Here is a 16,991-nt window from a genome sequence, read left to right as displayed (position 1 = left end):
CCCCTCGGCGGTGATCCCTGTTTGACTGCAACCGCGTTCGCGGTTCCAGCAACATTTCCTGGCCCGCCTGCTCGGCTCTCAAGTACCGACTGTCGTCTCAGTGACAACACGCTTGTCGATTACTATACATTCAACGGAACGGCGGGTCAGCAAATATACATGAGTATGACTTCAGACGGACGGTTCATTCCACAATTGCGTCTGCGACAAGGGGGGATTGGCGGAACCGTAATAGCAGAAGACCGGCCTACTAGCGGTACCTCTGCACAAATTCCACGTGTCGGCGGGTACATTATATTGCCTACTACCGGACAGTATACGATTGACGCTCGGGAACATGAACCTGACGTTGGGTATTACACCTTAGTAATATCAACGCCGACTGGAACAGCAACGGCAACATCTACACCTAATCCATCGACCACGGCGACCCCCTGCGCGGCTGGGAGCCTTGACACTTCATTTAACGGCAATGGAATTGTGGTAACACCCGTTAGCGGCCTCGACAGTAGAGCCAATGGAGTTGCGATCCAATCCGACGGAAAGATAGTTGCGGCAGGTTACAGCCTTAACGGCTCGAATTATGAGTTTGCGGTTGTCCGCTATAACACCAACGGAATGCTCGACACTACATTTAATGGTACCGGCAAGGTAACGACACCGATAGGGGGTAACGATTCTGCCTTTTCGGTTGCCATCCAGCCGGACGGCAAAATAGTTGCGGCAGGTTACAGCCTTATCGGCGCGAATTATGAGTTTGCGGTTGTTCGCTACAACACTAACGGAACGCTCGACACTACATTTAATGGCACCGGCAAGGTGACGACACCGATAGGGATCGAAGACTATGCCCTCTCGGTTGCCATCCAGTCGGACGGCAAGATAGTTATGGCAGGGGGCAGTTTTAACGGCTCGGATTATGACTTTGCGGTTGTTCGCTACAACACTAACGGAACACTCGACACTACATTTAATGGCACCGGCAAGGTAACGACGGGGATCGCGATCGACGACGATGCCTGGGCGGTTGCCATCCAGCAGGACGGCAAGATAGTTGCAGTGGGTTCCGGCATTGATGGGTCAAGGAGCTATTTTGCGCTCGCCAGATACAACACAAACGGCACATTGGACACTTCATTTAACGGTACCGGCAAGATTCTAACTCCCGTCAGCAGCTTTGACGACTATGGCTATTCGGTTGCAATTCAATCCGACGGCAAGATAGTTGCCGCGGGCGATTCGGATTTTAACCTTGCTGTTGTTCGTTACAACACGAACGGCGCCCTCGACGCTTCATTCAACGGCACAGGCACGGTGGTAACGTCCATCGGCAACGCGGCCAACGCTAACTCTGTCGCAATTCAATCCGATGGCAGGCTAGTTGCGGCAGGTTATAGTCTTAACGACTTGGATTATGACTTTGCGATTGTGCGCTACAACACCAACGGAACGCTCGACACTTCATTCAACGGCACTGGAATGGTGACGACGCCTATCGGGTTCGATGACGGCAGCACTTCGGTCGCAATTCAATCTGACGGTAGGATAGTTGCGGCAGGTGTTAGCTCTACCGAAGCGGAATTCAACTTTTTTGTCTTGGCGCGGTATCATGGGACGGCATCAACATGCGCCAATGAGGTGATTGCCCTGCACAGCGGCAATGGAACAGTTAACACGACAGATAACCTGATCAAAATGCTTGTTGGACCGCTCGATAGTCCTTTTCCGGCGCCATTTACAACCGGGCCGGGCGGTCAGTTTGAGCAAGCGCTCAACGGACTACCCGCTCCGATAATTGTACCTAACGGTGCTTGGGTGTCATCTCTTGGCTTTGATCCCGCTGCAAAGTACATATCTGATAACTTTAATGGGGCTACTGAAGGCGCTAGCGTTCTTTATGCCGTTCCCTTTGTAGTTAATTCAGCCGTAGGTGCGGCCCAACTTGATCTACATTTTGTTGTGGACAATCGTGTGGGAGCAGCAGGTCAAGCCGGTAGTACAGACCCGCTGCCTGGTATTTACATAAATGAGCAGGCGGTGGGTTGCCCATCCACCGGTCTCGGTAACATCCTGACACAATATGCATTCCGTTGCGACGTGACGGCACTTGTAATAGGAGGCGGGAGTACGAATACTCTTTACATCAACTCGAATGACTTGGGTGGCCCGGCCGGGCTAATGTTCAGCGCCATTATTACGGTGATACCCGCACCTCCTATGATCAGCGGAACCATCAGTTATGGCAATGCGATCGGAAATCCGGCCCCGCCGCGTTATGTTAAGGACGTTTCCTTAAGCAGCACGGCGGGTGCTCCCGCGGTCGGACCTGTTATTACGGGAACGCCGGGAACGTATATGCTCACAGGATTTGGAGCGGGTTCGTACACGATAAAACCAACGAAGCCGGGCGGCCCGAATGTGGCAATAACTTCAAATGACGCTGCAAGGGTAGCGCAAGGGGTGAGCGGGGCGGTGCCATTTGTGAGCCAGAATCAGAGGTTTGCGGCGGATGCTAGTGGCAACGGAGTGGTTACATCAAATGACGCGGCTTTGATCGCAAGGTTTGCGGTAGGCCTTTCTGGTTCGGGAAACTCCGGCCAGTGGAAGTTTTTCGTTACTGGAGCACCGTCACCGCTGCCTACGCCGCCTCAGGTTTATGATGACAGTCGAGCATATGCATCCGTCACAAGCAGCCTAACGGGCGAGGATTATGTCGGCATCCTGGTCGGCGAGGTCAGCGGAAACTGGAATCCGGCGACTCATCTAAGACCGTCTGACAGTAAGCTGTCAGCGATGAGCAGTAAGCAGAAAGGAGGAATCGGTGGGCCTGAAAGCAACATCGTGGTTGAGCTGCCCCAAATAACGGCTTCGACGGACGAAGAGATTATTATACCGGTCTACGTTCAGGGAGTGGCTGATAAAGGAATCGTATCCTATGAGTTCAATCTCAGATACGACACGTCGGTGATAATGCCGCAGGCTGTTGCAGTCGATCTAACCGGAACCGCTAGTCGCGGGCTTTCGGTTGTGACGAATGCGACCAAACCCGGATTACTGAGAGTTGTCGTTTACGGAGCGATACCGATGGCCGAGAACGGTGTGCTGTTGAACCTCAGATTTACGGCAGTCGGTGGCTTCGGTTCAATCTCACCGATCTCGTTCGAGCGGATAATGTTTAACGAAGGCGAGCCAGTGGCCGTGGCGACCGATGGACTGATAGCAATTACTGAAATAATAGGAAGGCCGAATTAAGATAATCATTGATTTGGCTTAATAAATCATACTGGCAAGCTACAGGCCAACATTGTGAAAAGGTATGCGGAAAGAGGAAGTTACGCCGCGGCCCTGTGGTTTACGTCCTCTAGGATCTCCACTATTTTCCCGGCCTCGCCATCGGAAAATACTCCGTTGATACCGTTCGGGTTGTAATCTGTGTATGGTGATTCGTAAAGGATCGCCGGGTCCATAGCTCCGTTCTTGGTTAAGCAGTCGATGATGAGATTTACAAATTCGATCTGATTTGAGTTGTATCTCTGCCTGTCAAGAAAGTCCGCGAAAACAAGTTTTGCCTCGTGACGGTCGAGGCCGATGAGGCTACGGATGAATAGGCCGAGCTTTTCTTGCTTGCCGAAGGCGTTCTCGAAATCCTCGCGAGTTCCTATTTCTCCCGATTCAAAGAATATGCGTTCGAGTTCCTTTATGTCGGACGGCGTTATCTGTTTGTTTCGTTTTAGCTTTTGCAGAACGATGTTGTCTTCCTCGTTTCCGAGGAAGTGCATCACCTTGGTCTTATATCGAGTCAGAGCGGTCGCGGACGGACCGTAATCGACCTCGATCGGTGTCCCTAGCTCGTCAGTGAAATCTGTGTGAATGATCGTCCTCTGCGACGGGTCCATAAACTTGACCAGATCTCGAATGCGTTTTCTGACGTTCTCAAGAGTGGGCACTGTCACATCCTTCCAATACTCATCCCTTTGCAATTCCTGTATTAATTCGATCTGAGCCTGTACCATCGGAAGATTGTCTTTTTCTTCTAATCGCTTCGCAATCTCAATAACCTGATCACGCAACTTTTCATAGTCGCGGTGTGGGCTCAGGATCGTAAGCATTAGCTTGAACATCAAAAGGTCAAACCGTTTCGCTGTTTCGTCTTCTGACTGCTGTTCTGTCGGCAGGGCAGCGACGATCTTTGTCAGCTCATAGTATTTTTCGGCGTCGAGTTGCTCCCACGCCTTTTGATCACGAAACTTTTCGACTTCCCGTCGATGCGGCCTGACGACGAAGTTGTCCAGATTGATCGCTTCCACGGTTAGCTGTAAATAAGTTGTCAATGATTCATCGAGTTTGGCAAGTTCTTCGGGCTTCTCGCCGATCTGACGAATCGTATCGATCAATTCGACACGTTTGCCAAATAGTTTTGCACCCAACGATTCCTGTGATGAGGGATCGACCTCGTTGACCTTTTGATTGAAATACTCAAAGTTCTGGCAGTAGTCAAATATGTAGAAAAATGCCTTGTCTTGTCCCGGCCCGAACAGGTCCGGGCGCAGACGCGTGCCGCGTCCTATCATCTGCGTAAATTTCGTTTTCGATTTTACCGCCTTGAAAAAGACGAGATTTACGATCTCAGGAATGTCTATGCCGGTGTCGAGCATATCTATCGACACGGCGATCTGCGGGAGTTTATTTTCCGTTGAGAAGTCATCGAGCAGCTTTCCTGCGTATGTTGTTTTGTAGTCGATGGTCGCGGCAAACTGGCCTTTCAAATGCGGATAGTTGGCATCAAAACGCTGCACGATCAACGCGGCGTGATGCCTGTTTTTGGCAAAGATAATCGTCTTGCCAAGTTTGTCGCCGCCTTCCACCTTTTGCCCGGCTTCCATTAAGAAACGCAGAACTTTGTCGATAGTGTCCTGGTTATAAAGCCAGCTATTGAGGGCAGCCGGATCGACATAGTCCGGTACGTCACCGTCTTCGTTCCATTCGATCTCGTCCCACTGGGTTTTCTCGTCCTCGGAGAGTGATTCGTAATCAATGCCCTCACGGATAAACTTTGTCGGAACGCTGATGTTTACAGACGGAACCAGGAAGCCGTCTTTGACCGCTTCATCCAGATCATAAGCATCGGTGGGAACGCCAGTTTGCAGGCCAAACATTTGATAGGTGTTCTTATCAACCTCGCCTTTGGGGGTTGCGGTCAGGCCGACCAAGAGCGAATCAAAATAATCGAATATCGCCTTATACTTTTGATAGATCGAGCGGTGAGCCTCGTCTATGACTATCAGGTCAAAATAGCCGACACCAAATCTTCTCTCGTCGCCCTCCATCTCATTGATGAGATTCATCATTGTCGGATAGGTGCTCAGGAATACGCGGCTGCCGGTCGCTCCGCGATCATTGAGGAGATTTACCGGATTTGAGTCTGGAAGATGTGCTTTGAAAGCATTTGCAGCTTGTTTGACTAGAGCAACCCGGTCCGCGAGGAACAAAACTCTCTTTACCCAACCCGCACGTTGGAGCAGATCGCAAAGGGCAATGACAGTTCGTGTCTTGCCCGCTCCCGTAGCCATCACAAGCAGCCCTTTTCGCTGTTTGTTTGTAAAATTCTCCGCCATTCGCGTTATTGCGCGTGTTTGGTAGTGGCGTTCAACGATCGAAGTGTCTATGTCATTTTCATTGAGCGGCAGACGTGTTTCGCGACGCTGGATCATCAGTGCCAATTCGTCCGGCGTGTAAAAGCCCTGCACCAATCGCGGCGGATAATCATTGTCGTCCCAAAGATGTATTTCATAACCGTTTGTGTAAAAGATAACGGGCCTGACACCGTATTTTGCTTCGACACAGTCGGCGTAAAGCTTTGCCTGTTGTTTACCGACATGTGCATCAACCGCCGTTTTCTTGGCTTCGACAACCGCGAGCGGCGCGGCATCAGCGCCAAAGAGGACGTAATCAACAAAACCGATACCCTCATCGTTCGGCATTCCCGCGACTTCGAGTTCGACGGTCACGTTTTGGCCGATGGTCCAGCCGGCTTCGGTCAGGAGCAAATCGATAATATGTTTGCGTGTGTCGGCCTCGGAGTAGTTGTGCGAATCGGGATATTGTTCGTTTCGCCGTTTGGCAGCCGCCACTTGTCTACGCAACCGTTCGAGTTCGGTGTCGATGGTCGGTTCAACCACGGCAAGCTGTTTTTGCCTCTCTTCTTCCTCGGCCTTTTTTGCTTTGGTTTCTTCGTAGATCGCCTTTAGCTGTTTGTACGTATTCGCGGACATCGAAACTTGTTTCGGCGGGATACTGGCTTCGACAAATTGCAGGCCGTCAAACTGCTTTGCGTCGCCCTGTGTGTAGCTTCGGGCCATCCAGTAGAGAACGTGAAAAAGCTCGCGAACGGTCTGAACGGCTTCGACGGTCGAGATAACTTTGTTTGAATGGACAGCCTTGTTTCCGATGCGGCGGATAAAGTCGATCTTTGTAAACACGCCTGGAGGAGTGTTGTCCTTGAAACCGTTGTCGAGGATTTTGGTGCTTAGTTGGTTGTCGTATGGCAGCGTCAATTCTTCGTCAAACCTGTAGATCCAATTGACCGCGAGTTCAAGCGTCCGGCGGGCGTGAAAGCATGCAGTGCCGGGATCGGTATTTGCCAGACTTTCGGCTTTGACGGCAGTGGTATAGATCTCCTGCCACTCATCTTTTAAGAATGCGAAGTTTGTTGGCATGCGGTATGTCCAGTTCCTTGTGAAAACAGTTCACCAGAGAACGCCTTCACCTGTATGCTTTGAAAAAGAACTTCCAATTCGTCCAGTGATCTAGCACCAAGCACTCGATGCCGTTCTATTGCACACTGACGAGCGGCAAATTCATTCTGTAATTCAATCGGGGGCACGCAGATCATTAAATCTCTCAGTTGCCCTAGAAGTAAATTCTTCTGAGACGAGCCTGACGCTTGTCTGGAAAGTCTGGATACACAAAAATCTAGCGACGATTTAAGGTAATTCGGTTCTAGGTTTTCACGAATTGGTTTTACGATAGCCACGCTTTTTTGAAAAGTCGTTCGGCTCGTTTCAGGCGAGGATTGGGCGACCGCAGTCTTGCCGATAGTGCCACTATTCGTAATAAGTACATCACCTGCCTCAAGTTTCGTTCGACGGTTAACTTCCAAAAAATCTTCTCGCTCGATCTGGCGGGCGTTGCGGTACTCGATTCGACCATTTTTGATGTCTTTTACACTGACGAAGTAATATCCAGAGTCTTCAGCGGGGCGGCAATCTCCATGTTTTCCATCCGTAATGTTGGTCGTAAGATCTTCAAGTCGTTTCATTTCAAACTCACGAAGATTTGTTTCTGGATCGCCGAACATTTCGAGGAAGACGGATTGGAGGAGCGTGTCGAGTTTTTGGAGGGCGAGGCGGCGTTTTTGACGGAGAGCGTCCGCTTTATTCAAAACCCCCGCGATCCGCTTCTGCTCGTCCAACGGCGGCAACGGAATCTCCAAATTCTCTACCATTGGCTTCGTGACGTGTTGTAACCCAACTCCGCCGTGAGCCTGGTCTATCAGTTTAATCAGCCTGTAATTAACTGCACTAACGGCCCACGCTTTGGAAATACGGGACGGGTCAAGTTCGACCAAAAAGATATGTTGATTAAGTACGGCGATAGGTCCGTTCCATAGATGAGCGCCAAACGATGTCCCAGGAGTTCCTGACCATGCAAGAAGAACGTCACCATTCTCTACATGCACCTGTCTGTCGAGTGGTCCATTCCAATAGTTGAAGCCCTTCGCAGGATCATTGAGATTTTGAATACGAATAATCGGTAAGCCATTATCGCTCCAGTCGCTTGGTTTAAATGCCTTACCGTTGATTAAGCGACATACTTCACCAAATTTGACAGTCTTCCAAGTCATCTAATCATCGTACCTAAAGCTTTTAGATCGGCCTGTATTTCGTTTTCTAGGTTTTCTAGCTCGCTTAAAATTTCTTGTGGTGACCCATGTTCAACCTCGTCATAAACAACTTCCTTATAACGGTTAATACTCAGATCATAATTGTTCGCCGCGATTTCCGATTTTGGGACGAGGAACGATTGATCCGTCCGCGAGCGTTCCGCTTCAGCGACCCGATTGTGCCAACGAGCGAGAATGTCCGGCAGATTATTGTTCGCGTGCTTTGTGGTGTCAAGCTCGGTGCGTTTGTCATCGAGCGAAAGGCCGTCGGCCTTCATATTGTAAAACCAGACGCTGTCGGTGCCGCCGGAATTGGTTTTTGTAAAAAGCAGAACGGCGGTCGAAACACCTGCATAGGGTTTGAAAACACCAGACGGCATCGAGATAATGCCATCCAGTTTTTGTTCCTCGACCAGCATTTGCCGCAGCGATTTGTGAGCGTTCGATGAGCCGAACAAAACGCCGTCCGGCACGATTACCGCCGCACGTCCACCGGTTTTCAGCAGCTTTAGAAACAACGCGAGAAAGAGCAGCTCAGTCTTTTTTGTCTTGACGACCTTTTGCAGATCTTTTGCCGTAATGTCGGCATCGAGCGATCCGGCGAACGGCGGATTTGCAAGGATAAGCGAATATCGCGATTCGTCGCCGGAATGTTCCTCGGCGAGCGAATCTTTGTAACGGATATTCGGGTTGTCGATGCCGTGGAGCATCATATTCATACTGCCGATCCGCAGCATCGTATTGTCAAAATCGAAACCGTTGAACAGCTTGTTGTAGAAATGCTGCGTAAGGGATTTGTCCTGAAATATTTCTTTATGGTGGTCGCGTAGGTATTCGTTAACAGCAACCAAAAAACCGCCCGTGCCGCAAGCCGGATCACACACGAGGTCGGTCGGCTTAGGAGCGACCATCTCGACCATCATCTTAATAATGTGCCGCGGCGTGCGAAACTGTCCGTTGCGTCCAGCCGAGGCGATCTTGCCGAGCATGTACTCGTAAACATCGCCCTTGGTGTCGCGGTCCTCCATCGGGATCTGATCGATCAGATCGACAACCTTTGTCAGCAGCCCGGCTGTTGGTATCGATAACCGTGCCTCTTTCATAAACGCCGCATAGGTAGTCTCGTCGCCTGAAAAGGTCTTAATAAACGGAAACACTCCATCAGCAACCGTCGCGAACATCTTCCCGGCCTCCAGATTCTTAAATCTCGACCAGCGAAAGTCTTGCTGATCAGGTCCAAAGATCGGATCCTCAACCTCACGCTTCAGCGTATTAGCTTTCTTTTCTTTTACAGTTTGCAGATCATCCAGCCGCTTGATAAACAACAGATAAGTAACCTGCTCAATTACCTCAAGCGGATTAGCGATCCCGCCATTAGCAAAAGCATTCCAGACCGCATCTACCTGAGATTTGAGTTCGCCAGTGATCATATTTTGAGAGTTTGAGTTTAGTTAATTAAGTTTAATGTAAGGGCGGGGAAAGTCAACGAAAGAGTTTGGATTAGATTATCAAAGATTGTATTAAATGTGATACGATATTGCCGCTATGGTATTATTTGAACAGTCGGAGACTCGTCATGGAAACACAAGAATTCGTTGATGTAATAGCTAATCAAATCCCGGAAAAGGATGCGTACTTAATACTTAAGATCGCCAAAAAAACGATTGAAGTAATGAATTTGCAGCCAGTAATATCGGATGAAGACTTTGCTAAATTGTCACAAGAAGAACGATTTGCAGAAATGATGACCTGGCGAATTGGTTCTTATCAGTTTACCGAGGAAGTGAGCTGTGTATTTATCAGATTTGTAGGTGACGAAACGCCGTTGGCTAATGTTCTGTTTTTTCCAATAGAAGCCATTTGGTCCTTTCTTCAAACGGCGAGGCAGTACTTCAGTGGACCGGGGATAACTCTGACCGAGGAGGAGATAGAAAAACACTGTTTTAATAAGTCTGTTGATATGTTATGCATAATGCTCAGAAATATCTATCCGCGCATAATGGCAACGATGCAGGCCATAACTGACGAGACGATAAACGAATGGTATCGACAAGAATTTGAATATCTGAGGGAATACAACTCCCGGCAAGGGATATTCACCCCTGATATGGATCCGCAAGTAAAAAAAGTGAGGCAGGGAATACTTCAGGACTACAAGAAAGAAGTCGGAAATGTTTGGCGAGGCGAGAAACAGAGATATGAGGACTTCCAAAAAATGCGTTTGGCTGAGGAATACGAAAAATTGTACAAGCACTGGGATACCATTTCACTTCTCTATAGATCAAAAAAGGACTGGGAAGGATATGCAAGGATACCCGGGTTCGAAGATACCCCTGACGACATTCTCGATGGTTTGAAAGGCTCACATCATCGGGGAATGAGTCTAAAGGCTCTGGAACATGCGGCTCGTCGCGTGGGCCTCATCAACCTAGATTGTACGGATTCAAATGTTTTAAAAAATCGGAAAGCGGGAATTCAAGCGTCCGGTTATTCAGACGCCGCATTGTACAAATATTTAGACGAGGGAAAGAAAGTGCTTGAAAGGGCAAGAAAGCAAAAAGCGATTGATACCACTCCGCAGGAATCCAAACAACTCGCGGAGTAAATTTCCCGTTCTACTCCATAGATTGTGCAACTATTCATAGAGCAATTATTGGTGTCCGCTCCGCGATAAAAATCGGCAAAAAAATAAATTAGACAGTTAGTTTTGAGTATCTTTATTCTTGTCTCGATGAACCTAATTCATCGAGTTTTTTGTTTTGGAGCAGAAAAAAATGGATACAAAGATTTTAGTTGCAGACGAGGTGGCTGAGTTATTACGAGTTGATAAGCAGCGGGTGTATGAGCTTGTAAGAACAAAACAGATCCCATTTATCAAATTGGGCGAACGGCAATATCGGTTTGGGGCGACGGCAATCGAGAGATGGCTTGCAGACGGCGGTTCTCAAAAGCGGGAGGATCATGATGTCTAATAGCGCCGCAGCAGTCTCACCGATCGACTGCTATGCACGGGTAGTTCGTGAGCCCGTTTTTCGTCCTTACCCTAATCCTTCGTTTGAGTGGGCTGCGGAACACATAAGCCGTGGCAGGGTCGTAGTGCCCATCCCTTTCAAAAAGAAACTGCCAATCATCAAAGGATGGCAAAACCTGGAAATCTCGGCCGGAAACTTAGCGGATCACTTTAACAGTCAACAGCAAAATATCGGCGTCATTTTGGGTGACCGATCCGGTTGGCTTGTTGACGTGGATCTAGACTCACCGGATGCGGTGAAGATGGCGGATTTCTTCCTGCCACAAACCGCGTCAAAATTTGGTCGCCGGAGTAAGCCGTCCAGTCATCGCCTGTACGTGTGCAAAGATGGCGTCTATAGAAAGTTCAATAATCCGTTGACGCTGGCCTCAAAAGATGAAGGGGATCGTAAAAACGCCTGTATCGTTGAGATCCGCACAGGCAAGGGTAAGCAAACGGTTTTTCCGGGATCGATTCACGCGAGCGGAGAATCAATTGAATGGGTTACGGACGGCGAGCCTTTACAAATAACATTTGTAGAGCTCGGAACATCCGTGAACCGACTCGCGGCGGCTACACTACTCGTCAAATATTGGAAAGAAGGAATTCGGCATGAACTTTCGCTTGCAGTTGCTGGGACGCTGCTTAGGCATGGCTTTAGTGAACGTGACGCAAAACAGTTCATCAGGGCCATTTGTTTTGCTGCAAGTGATGACGAATCGAGTGACCGGATGAGAGTGGTCGAGGATACTGCAGTCGCGAAAGGAATGGACGGTAGGACATACGGACTCCCAAAATTAGTTGAGCTTACCGATCAAAAGATCGTCGATGCATTCTGCACCTGGCTTGGAATCGGAAAGGAAAATTTATCCGCGAAAACAACGGCTTCATCGGAAGAGCGTTTTAAGGTTGTATGCATGCAGGATGTTATGGCCGAGAAGATTGAATGGCTGTGGGAGCCATTCATACCCATCGGTGAATTTACAATCATGGAAGGAATCGAGGGTATCGGCAAGTCGTGGATCGGATGTGCACTAGCGTGTGCACTCGCATCGGGTGCCAAGTTACCGTTTCATAACGGTGACCCTCACCAGCAAGCGAGAGTGTTGCTGCTTTCAGCGGAGGACAGTCTTTCGCACACAATAAGACCTCGATTGGAGTCGATGAGTGCAGATCTAGAGAAGATTTTCGCGATTGATGAGGTCTTTTCGCTGAATGACACCTTGGACGTGATCTGGTTTGAAGGGGTACTTGCAGAATATCAGCCTAAACTTGTCCTTATCGATCCAATGTTCAGTTATACCGCTGGTAAGGACTTAAATGCTGAGAGTTCAAGCAGACCCATTGCGAGAAAACTGATCACGTTAGCCCAGAAATACAATTGCGCCATCGTTGGGGTCCGTCACGTCGGTAAAAGCAAGGGTCTGGGAGACCCCAGAAATGCCGGACTGGGAAGCATCTCGTGGCGTGCTTCGGCTCGATCGGTATTGTTGGTGGGACAAGATGCAGATACCGGCGAGAGGGCGATCTGTCAGACCAAAAACAACCTGGCTGAACAATCAACACTTTCTATAGGTTTTGACATTATTGACGGCAAGTTTCTATTCAACGGAAAGCCCAGTGTACTTACGAAAGAGAGAATGCTCGCCCAAGCCAAAGATCCAGACGCAAAAGCGGAGCAATCGGAGGCAGTGGATTTTTTGCACGAAATTCTCCGAACTGGGGATAAAGCCTCAAAAGAGGTGGAAAGGGAGGCCAAGGAGGTGGGTATTACTTCCTACGCGCTGCGTAAAGCTAAACACATTTTGGGAGTTGAGTCATTCAAAAAAGGCGGCACGTTTGGGGGTGACAAGAGCTGGCACATGAGGGTGCCAGGGCCGGCTGAAGTTGTCGATATAAGAGAATTTCAACATCTTCAGGAAAACCGTAGAGATAAAAAGAGTTACGACAATGATTTAGTTGAAGATGTCGAAAAGTCGGCAAGTCAACAAGTTCAGCAAGACATTTCAACATCTTCAGTTGACGTGCCGGATTGGTCTAACGCGACTTGCTTGTGCGGTGAGGTGGGCAAGGTAGGTCACAGTTGCCGGAACTGCGGTGAGATCGTTCTCGACCAATCTTAGTCGTCGGATTCGATTACGCAAAATGAAAGGAAAAAGAAAGAAATGAAAAGATCTGGGGAAATTTCGACAAAGCAGCAAAAGTTGATCGCACTGTTGTTGACCGAGCGGACCATCGACGAAGCCTGTAAAAAGGCGAACGTTGCGGTCACAACATATTGGCGATGGATGCAAGACCAGAGATTTCTGGCTCAATATAGAACTGCGCGCCGCGGGATCTTAGAGAATACGATTGCAAAACTGCAGAGTATCGTCTTTGCGGCGATTGAAACGCTAGAACGTAATCTTAATTGTGAAAACCCGGCGGTTGAAATACGGTGTGCCGCAATAATACTCGAACAATCAATCAAGGGCGTGGAGATGCTGGAAATTGAGGGACGATTGGAAATGCTGGAATCACTGGTGGCTTATAAGAAGGAGAAAGATGAGTAAATTCGACCGTCGGGTAAAGTCAGTGATTCGGAAAACGCACTCCTTTGTGTCGCACGACGATCTTTCTTTGATTCGTGATTACTTTCAGGACAGATTTGAAGAGGAAGCGAAGCCCGATAATTTTGATGAAATGATTGGCGAACTCGAATCGCTGCGGGCACAACTCCGCCAAAATGAGGATCCAGTTTTTGTCGCTCGCTTTGAAGAACTTCTTAGCAAGGGACCTGCAATATGGCTAAAATTTATGATTCCAGCATTTGTGCGATATTCCGAAAAGCATCCACAGGGAGTGTGGCTTAGCAATTACGTGGGGGTTGCAACCCAAAGGTATGTTAAAGACGCGAAGAAGTACTACGAAGCTCGAAAACGAAAAGTCTGACGCGGGTTTGTCTGCGAATTCGTTAAATCTAGCCGAGACAAAGTGCGAAAATCACGGGTAATGGCGGATAGCTATTTTTTAACCGTCTTGCCGGGCGGCCGACCGGGTTTGCGTTCTGCGACGAGAGTAAGGTCAGCTTCTTTGATTACATATTGGGAGCCAATTTTTTGGGCCGGGAGTCTGCCGGCTCGGATCAATTGATGAATGCGCCACACACTGACACCTAGCTGCTGGGCGGCGTCCTTTGTCGCTATCAATTTCATAGCACCAGCCTAGCAAAAAATGGCTCGTAAATCTACAGACGCTGAGATAGTAAGGCTTGTAGAACTATCCCAGATATAGTATAGTTAAGTCTACTGAAATTTTTAGTTAAGAAGGGGCAAACAAATGGAGACAAAACACGCCGAACCGGCCAGATTATCAAGCGAGGCGAAAACAACTTTACAGTCAGAATATATCTCGGTCGAGATACAGAAGGTAAGAGAAAGTACTTTAACCACACAATAAAAGGTCCTAAAAAAGTTGCGGACAACTACATGATCAAGAAACTTCAGGAAAAGAACCTGGGTGAGTTTCTTGAGCCCGCGGCGATGTCATTGAACGCTTTTCTTGAGAAGTGGCTCGAAGATGTAGTTCGCATAAAGGTGAGATCTGCCACCTACGATGGGTATGAATCAAAGATCAATACCCATATCCGTGAATCGATCGGGAAGAAGCGCCTTTGCGATCTCGAAGGATTTGATATTCAAAAGCTCTATAATGACATGACAAAGCGAGGGCTTTCCTCTAAAACTGTCCGCCACGTTCACAATGTTCTGAACCCAGCTTTGAAACAGGCTGTTAGGTGGAGGCTGATCAGGCAAAACCCATGCGATTTGTGTGAACTGCCGAAGCTCGTCAAAAAGGAGATGCGGTATTTCACGCCAGAGGAGACGTCGATTTTTCTAACCCATGCCAAGGGTGATCGTTATTACGCAGCTTTTGTTCTAGCCATTGAATGCGGGATGAGGCCCGAAGAGTTTCTCGGATTGCGGTGGAAGGATATTGATTTTGAACATTCGAGAGTGTATGTTCGCCGGGCGCTTGTGGCAAAGAAAGGCGGCGGGTTTGAATTTTGCGAACCCAAAACTGCAAAAAGCCGACGAAGCATACCTTTATCGATCTCGGCCGTCGCGACGCTAAAAATTCACCGACGTTCTCAACTAGAAGCCAAGATGAAGGTTATTGACATTTTTGCGGACAGCGATCTGGTCTTTCCTACCGAGATCGGTACACCTATGCGTTACGGAAATCTGGACAGGCGACATTTCAAACAGATTATCCGTCGGGCAAATGAGGCGATCAAAAAAGATAACCTGGAAAACAACACTAACAATCATGGGATTCCGGTTATTCGCCTGTATGATTTGCGGCATACGATGGCCACATTACTCCTACTCAAAGGCGTTAACCCGAAAGTCGTTAGCGAGAGGCTCGGTCATTCAACGATCTCGCTGACTCTTGACACCTATTCACACGTCTTGCCAACCATGCAGGAAGCCGCCACCGACCATATGGAAAAACTGATGTTCGGAACGTGAGTTTTAGGTTTGGCACACTATTGGCACACAGCGTAGAAAAAGGCGGACATTTAATCCGCCTTTTTTTGTACCTAAATACTGAAATATAATAGGTTAATGATGGTGGCTGGAGAGGGACTTGAACACTCGACCTCGGGGTTATGAATCCCGCGCTCTAACCAGCTGAGCTACCCAGCCACGAATAATTGATTATAGGCACGGGGACAGAAAAATCAAGGTGTAATCGACTTCTAGGGTTCTCGCAGATGCATTATTCGCTGATAAAATAGGAAAAATCACGATTCTGTTGAAGTGATCGGCCGGCAGTTTTCGCGGCTCATTCTTCATTGCGATTGCGACTGTAGTTATCACACCGCCGTTCGCCAACTTATTTTTTGACAAGGACCGCGATAACGACGGCGTTCCTGACGAATAGATCGCGAAATGTTCGAGACGTTTTTTCGCGTATAGGCTGACTATTGGACACAACGAATTACACCTTATGTTCGTCAAATCTTAGAACTAATAAAATGACTTTGCAAAAGTACAAAATACTGACTCTTTCGGCAATAGTTTTGATTTTTCTCCCTCAACTTATTTTTTGTCAGACTAGATCAGTTTTCCGTTCGATAACAGTAGTTAGCGAGCCTAGTGCTGTTGTGTGGCTTGACGGAGTGCGCTTCGGAAAAACCGGTAAGGACGGACGGCTTTCGATCACAACGGTTCCGGCAGGAATACACTCGATCCGCGTCCGTGCCGACGGCTTCAAAGAAAAGTCGCAGTCTTTGACGGCAGCTCAAAAAGGCGAGGTCAAGATCGTTTTAGTAAAGACCACGGACGAGGCCGAACTCTCATTTCAAGAGGCCGAACGCCTAACCTCGGTTGATCGCGAAAAATCTGCCGCCGCTTATCGAAAGGCTATCAAAGCACGACCAAACTACCCTGAAGCATATCTTGGCCTGGCGCGAGTGCTTCTCGATTCGGGCGATACCGAAGGAGCAGCGAAAGCCATCAATTCTGCTCGCAAACTGCGAACCGCTTACGCTGAGGCTTCGGCGGTCGAGGGCCGTATTCAAAAGGAAAGCGGCGAAGAAGATAAGGCGATCGCGGCTTTCAAACGCGCGATCAGTGAAGGCAAAGGATTTCAGCCTGAGGCTTATGCGGGCTTGGGTTTACTGTATAAGGAAAAGGCGGAGACCGCAGGCGGCGCTGGTGATTTTGAAGACGAAAACACCAACCACACCGAAGCCGCCAAAAATCTCAAGGCCGCATTGAAACAACTCTCAGGAGCTCCCGACGCGATGGTTATTTACCAACTGCTCGGGCTGATCTACGAACGGCAAAAAAGATATGCAGAAGCAATTGCTCTCTACGAGGAGTTCTTGCGAATCTTTCCTGATGCTACAGAATCAACCGCTGTCCGATCATTCATAATCCAACTCAAAAAAGACATGGCGTCGCCTGAATAGAATTTTCAGATTGGCACGTTATGGTGTTGTAGAATATTTTTCTTGTAGAGGATACCTATTCAGGTATATAGTTTTAGTAT

12 protein-coding genes and 1 tRNA gene are annotated in these 16,991 nt (G+C 48.5%); 8 read left to right on the top strand and 5 right to left on the bottom strand.

Features of this window, described 5'->3' with window-relative positions:
- Window positions 1–21: 21 nt before the first annotated feature.
- Window positions 22–3,252 (top strand): hypothetical protein, encoded by a 3,231-nt coding sequence (locus IPL32_05795; GenBank protein ID MBK8465325.1) that lies wholly within the window; start codon window positions 22–24, stop codon window positions 3,250–3,252.
- Between the two features lie 80 nt (window positions 3,253–3,332).
- On the opposite strand, the gene IPL32_05790 is transcribed toward IPL32_05795, so the two are convergent.
- The 3 genes from IPL32_05790 to IPL32_05780 are packed head-to-tail and all read right to left on the bottom strand — an operon-like array spanning window position 3,333 to window position 9,372.
- A complete protein-coding gene (locus IPL32_05790; protein MBK8465324.1) occupies window positions 3,333–6,716 on the bottom strand; it encodes a DEAD/DEAH box helicase family protein in 3,384 nt (1,127 codons plus the stop codon).
- Window positions 6,692–7,903 carry a restriction endonuclease subunit S gene (locus tag IPL32_05785; protein MBK8465323.1) on the bottom strand — a complete coding sequence of 404 codons (1,212 nt, stop codon included), beginning with the start codon at window positions 7,901–7,903 and terminating at the stop codon, window positions 6,692–6,694. Before IPL32_05785 ends, IPL32_05790 begins: the two co-directional genes overlap by 25 nt.
- The gene (locus tag IPL32_05780; GenBank protein ID MBK8465322.1) at window positions 7,900–9,372 is read right to left on the bottom strand and encodes an SAM-dependent DNA methyltransferase; all 1,473 of its coding nucleotides are present in this window, start codon (window positions 9,370–9,372) and stop codon (window positions 7,900–7,902) included. The genes IPL32_05785 and IPL32_05780 overlap by 4 nt, the downstream gene beginning before the upstream one ends.
- A 146-nt stretch (window positions 9,373–9,518) precedes the next feature.
- Here IPL32_05780 and IPL32_05775 point away from each other — a divergent pair, with 146 nt between their 5' ends.
- From IPL32_05775 to IPL32_05755, 5 genes are all read left to right on the top strand, one after another.
- The gene (locus IPL32_05775) at window positions 9,519–10,547 is read left to right on the top strand and encodes a hypothetical protein (GenBank protein ID MBK8465321.1); all 1,029 of its coding nucleotides are present in this window, start codon (window positions 9,519–9,521) and stop codon (window positions 10,545–10,547) included.
- Window positions 10,548–10,716: 169 nt separating this feature from the next.
- Window positions 10,717–10,914: a helix-turn-helix domain-containing protein gene (locus IPL32_05770; protein ID MBK8465320.1), complete on the top strand. Its 198-nt coding sequence runs from the start codon at window positions 10,717–10,719 to the stop codon at window positions 10,912–10,914.
- Entirely contained in the window at window positions 10,904–13,075 is a 2,172-nt protein-coding gene (locus tag IPL32_05765; GenBank protein MBK8465319.1) for an AAA family ATPase, read from the top strand. Before IPL32_05770 ends, IPL32_05765 begins: the two co-directional genes overlap by 11 nt.
- A 42-nt stretch (window positions 13,076–13,117) precedes the next feature.
- Complete coding sequence (locus tag IPL32_05760) at window positions 13,118–13,504, top strand: hypothetical protein (GenBank protein ID MBK8465318.1); 387 nt, start codon at window positions 13,118–13,120, stop codon at window positions 13,502–13,504.
- On the top strand, window positions 13,497–13,883 hold the full coding sequence (locus tag IPL32_05755) for a hypothetical protein (GenBank protein MBK8465317.1): 387 nt from the start codon (window positions 13,497–13,499) through the stop codon (window positions 13,881–13,883). Before IPL32_05760 ends, IPL32_05755 begins: the two co-directional genes overlap by 8 nt.
- A gap of 71 nt (window positions 13,884–13,954) precedes the next feature.
- Here IPL32_05755 and IPL32_05750 read toward each other — a convergent pair whose 3' ends face one another.
- Window positions 13,955–14,146 carry a helix-turn-helix domain-containing protein gene (locus tag IPL32_05750; protein ID MBK8465316.1) on the bottom strand — a complete coding sequence of 64 codons (192 nt, stop codon included), beginning with the start codon at window positions 14,144–14,146 and terminating at the stop codon, window positions 13,955–13,957.
- Window positions 14,147–14,419: 273 nt separating this feature from the next.
- Here IPL32_05750 and IPL32_05745 point away from each other — a divergent pair, with 273 nt between their 5' ends.
- Window positions 14,420–15,463 (top strand): site-specific integrase, encoded by a 1,044-nt coding sequence (locus tag IPL32_05745; protein ID MBK8465315.1) that lies wholly within the window; start codon window positions 14,420–14,422, stop codon window positions 15,461–15,463.
- A gap of 100 nt (window positions 15,464–15,563) precedes the next feature.
- On the opposite strand, the gene IPL32_05740 is transcribed toward IPL32_05745, so the two are convergent.
- A tRNA-Met gene (locus tag IPL32_05740) sits at window positions 15,564–15,640 on the bottom strand.
- Window positions 15,641–15,972: 332 nt separating this feature from the next.
- Between IPL32_05740 and IPL32_05735 the strand changes: the two genes are divergently transcribed.
- On the top strand, window positions 15,973–16,911 hold the full coding sequence (locus tag IPL32_05735) for a tetratricopeptide repeat protein (GenBank protein ID MBK8465314.1): 939 nt from the start codon (window positions 15,973–15,975) through the stop codon (window positions 16,909–16,911).
- Window positions 16,912–16,991 lie beyond the last annotated feature (80 nt).

It is taken from the genome of Chloracidobacterium sp. (assembly GCA_016711345.1).
Taxonomy (GTDB): domain Bacteria; phylum Acidobacteriota; class Blastocatellia; order Pyrinomonadales; family Pyrinomonadaceae; genus OLB17.
This window is presented reverse-complemented; position numbering and strand designations above follow the sequence as displayed.

Coding starts and splice junctions, on each gene's coding strand:
- IPL32_05770 (MBK8465320.1), top strand. CDS start 10,717: ATGGATACAAAGATTTTAGTTGCAGACGAGGTGGCTGAGTTATTACGA.
- IPL32_05790 (MBK8465324.1), bottom strand. CDS start 6,716: ATGCCAACAAACTTCGCATTCTTAAAAGATGAGTGGCAGGAGATCTAT.
- IPL32_05745 (MBK8465315.1), top strand. CDS start 14,420: ATGATCAAGAAACTTCAGGAAAAGAACCTGGGTGAGTTTCTTGAGCCC.
- IPL32_05735 (MBK8465314.1), top strand. CDS start 15,973: ATGACTTTGCAAAAGTACAAAATACTGACTCTTTCGGCAATAGTTTTG.
- IPL32_05780 (MBK8465322.1), bottom strand. CDS start 9,372: ATGATCACTGGCGAACTCAAATCTCAGGTAGATGCGGTCTGGAATGCT.
- IPL32_05765 (MBK8465319.1), top strand. CDS start 10,904: ATGATGTCTAATAGCGCCGCAGCAGTCTCACCGATCGACTGCTATGCA.
- IPL32_05775 (MBK8465321.1), top strand. CDS start 9,519: ATGGAAACACAAGAATTCGTTGATGTAATAGCTAATCAAATCCCGGAA.
- IPL32_05785 (MBK8465323.1), bottom strand. CDS start 7,903: ATGACTTGGAAGACTGTCAAATTTGGTGAAGTATGTCGCTTAATCAAC.
- IPL32_05750 (MBK8465316.1), bottom strand. CDS start 14,146: ATGAAATTGATAGCGACAAAGGACGCCGCCCAGCAGCTAGGTGTCAGT.
- IPL32_05760 (MBK8465318.1), top strand. CDS start 13,118: ATGAAAAGATCTGGGGAAATTTCGACAAAGCAGCAAAAGTTGATCGCA.
- IPL32_05755 (MBK8465317.1), top strand. CDS start 13,497: ATGAGTAAATTCGACCGTCGGGTAAAGTCAGTGATTCGGAAAACGCAC.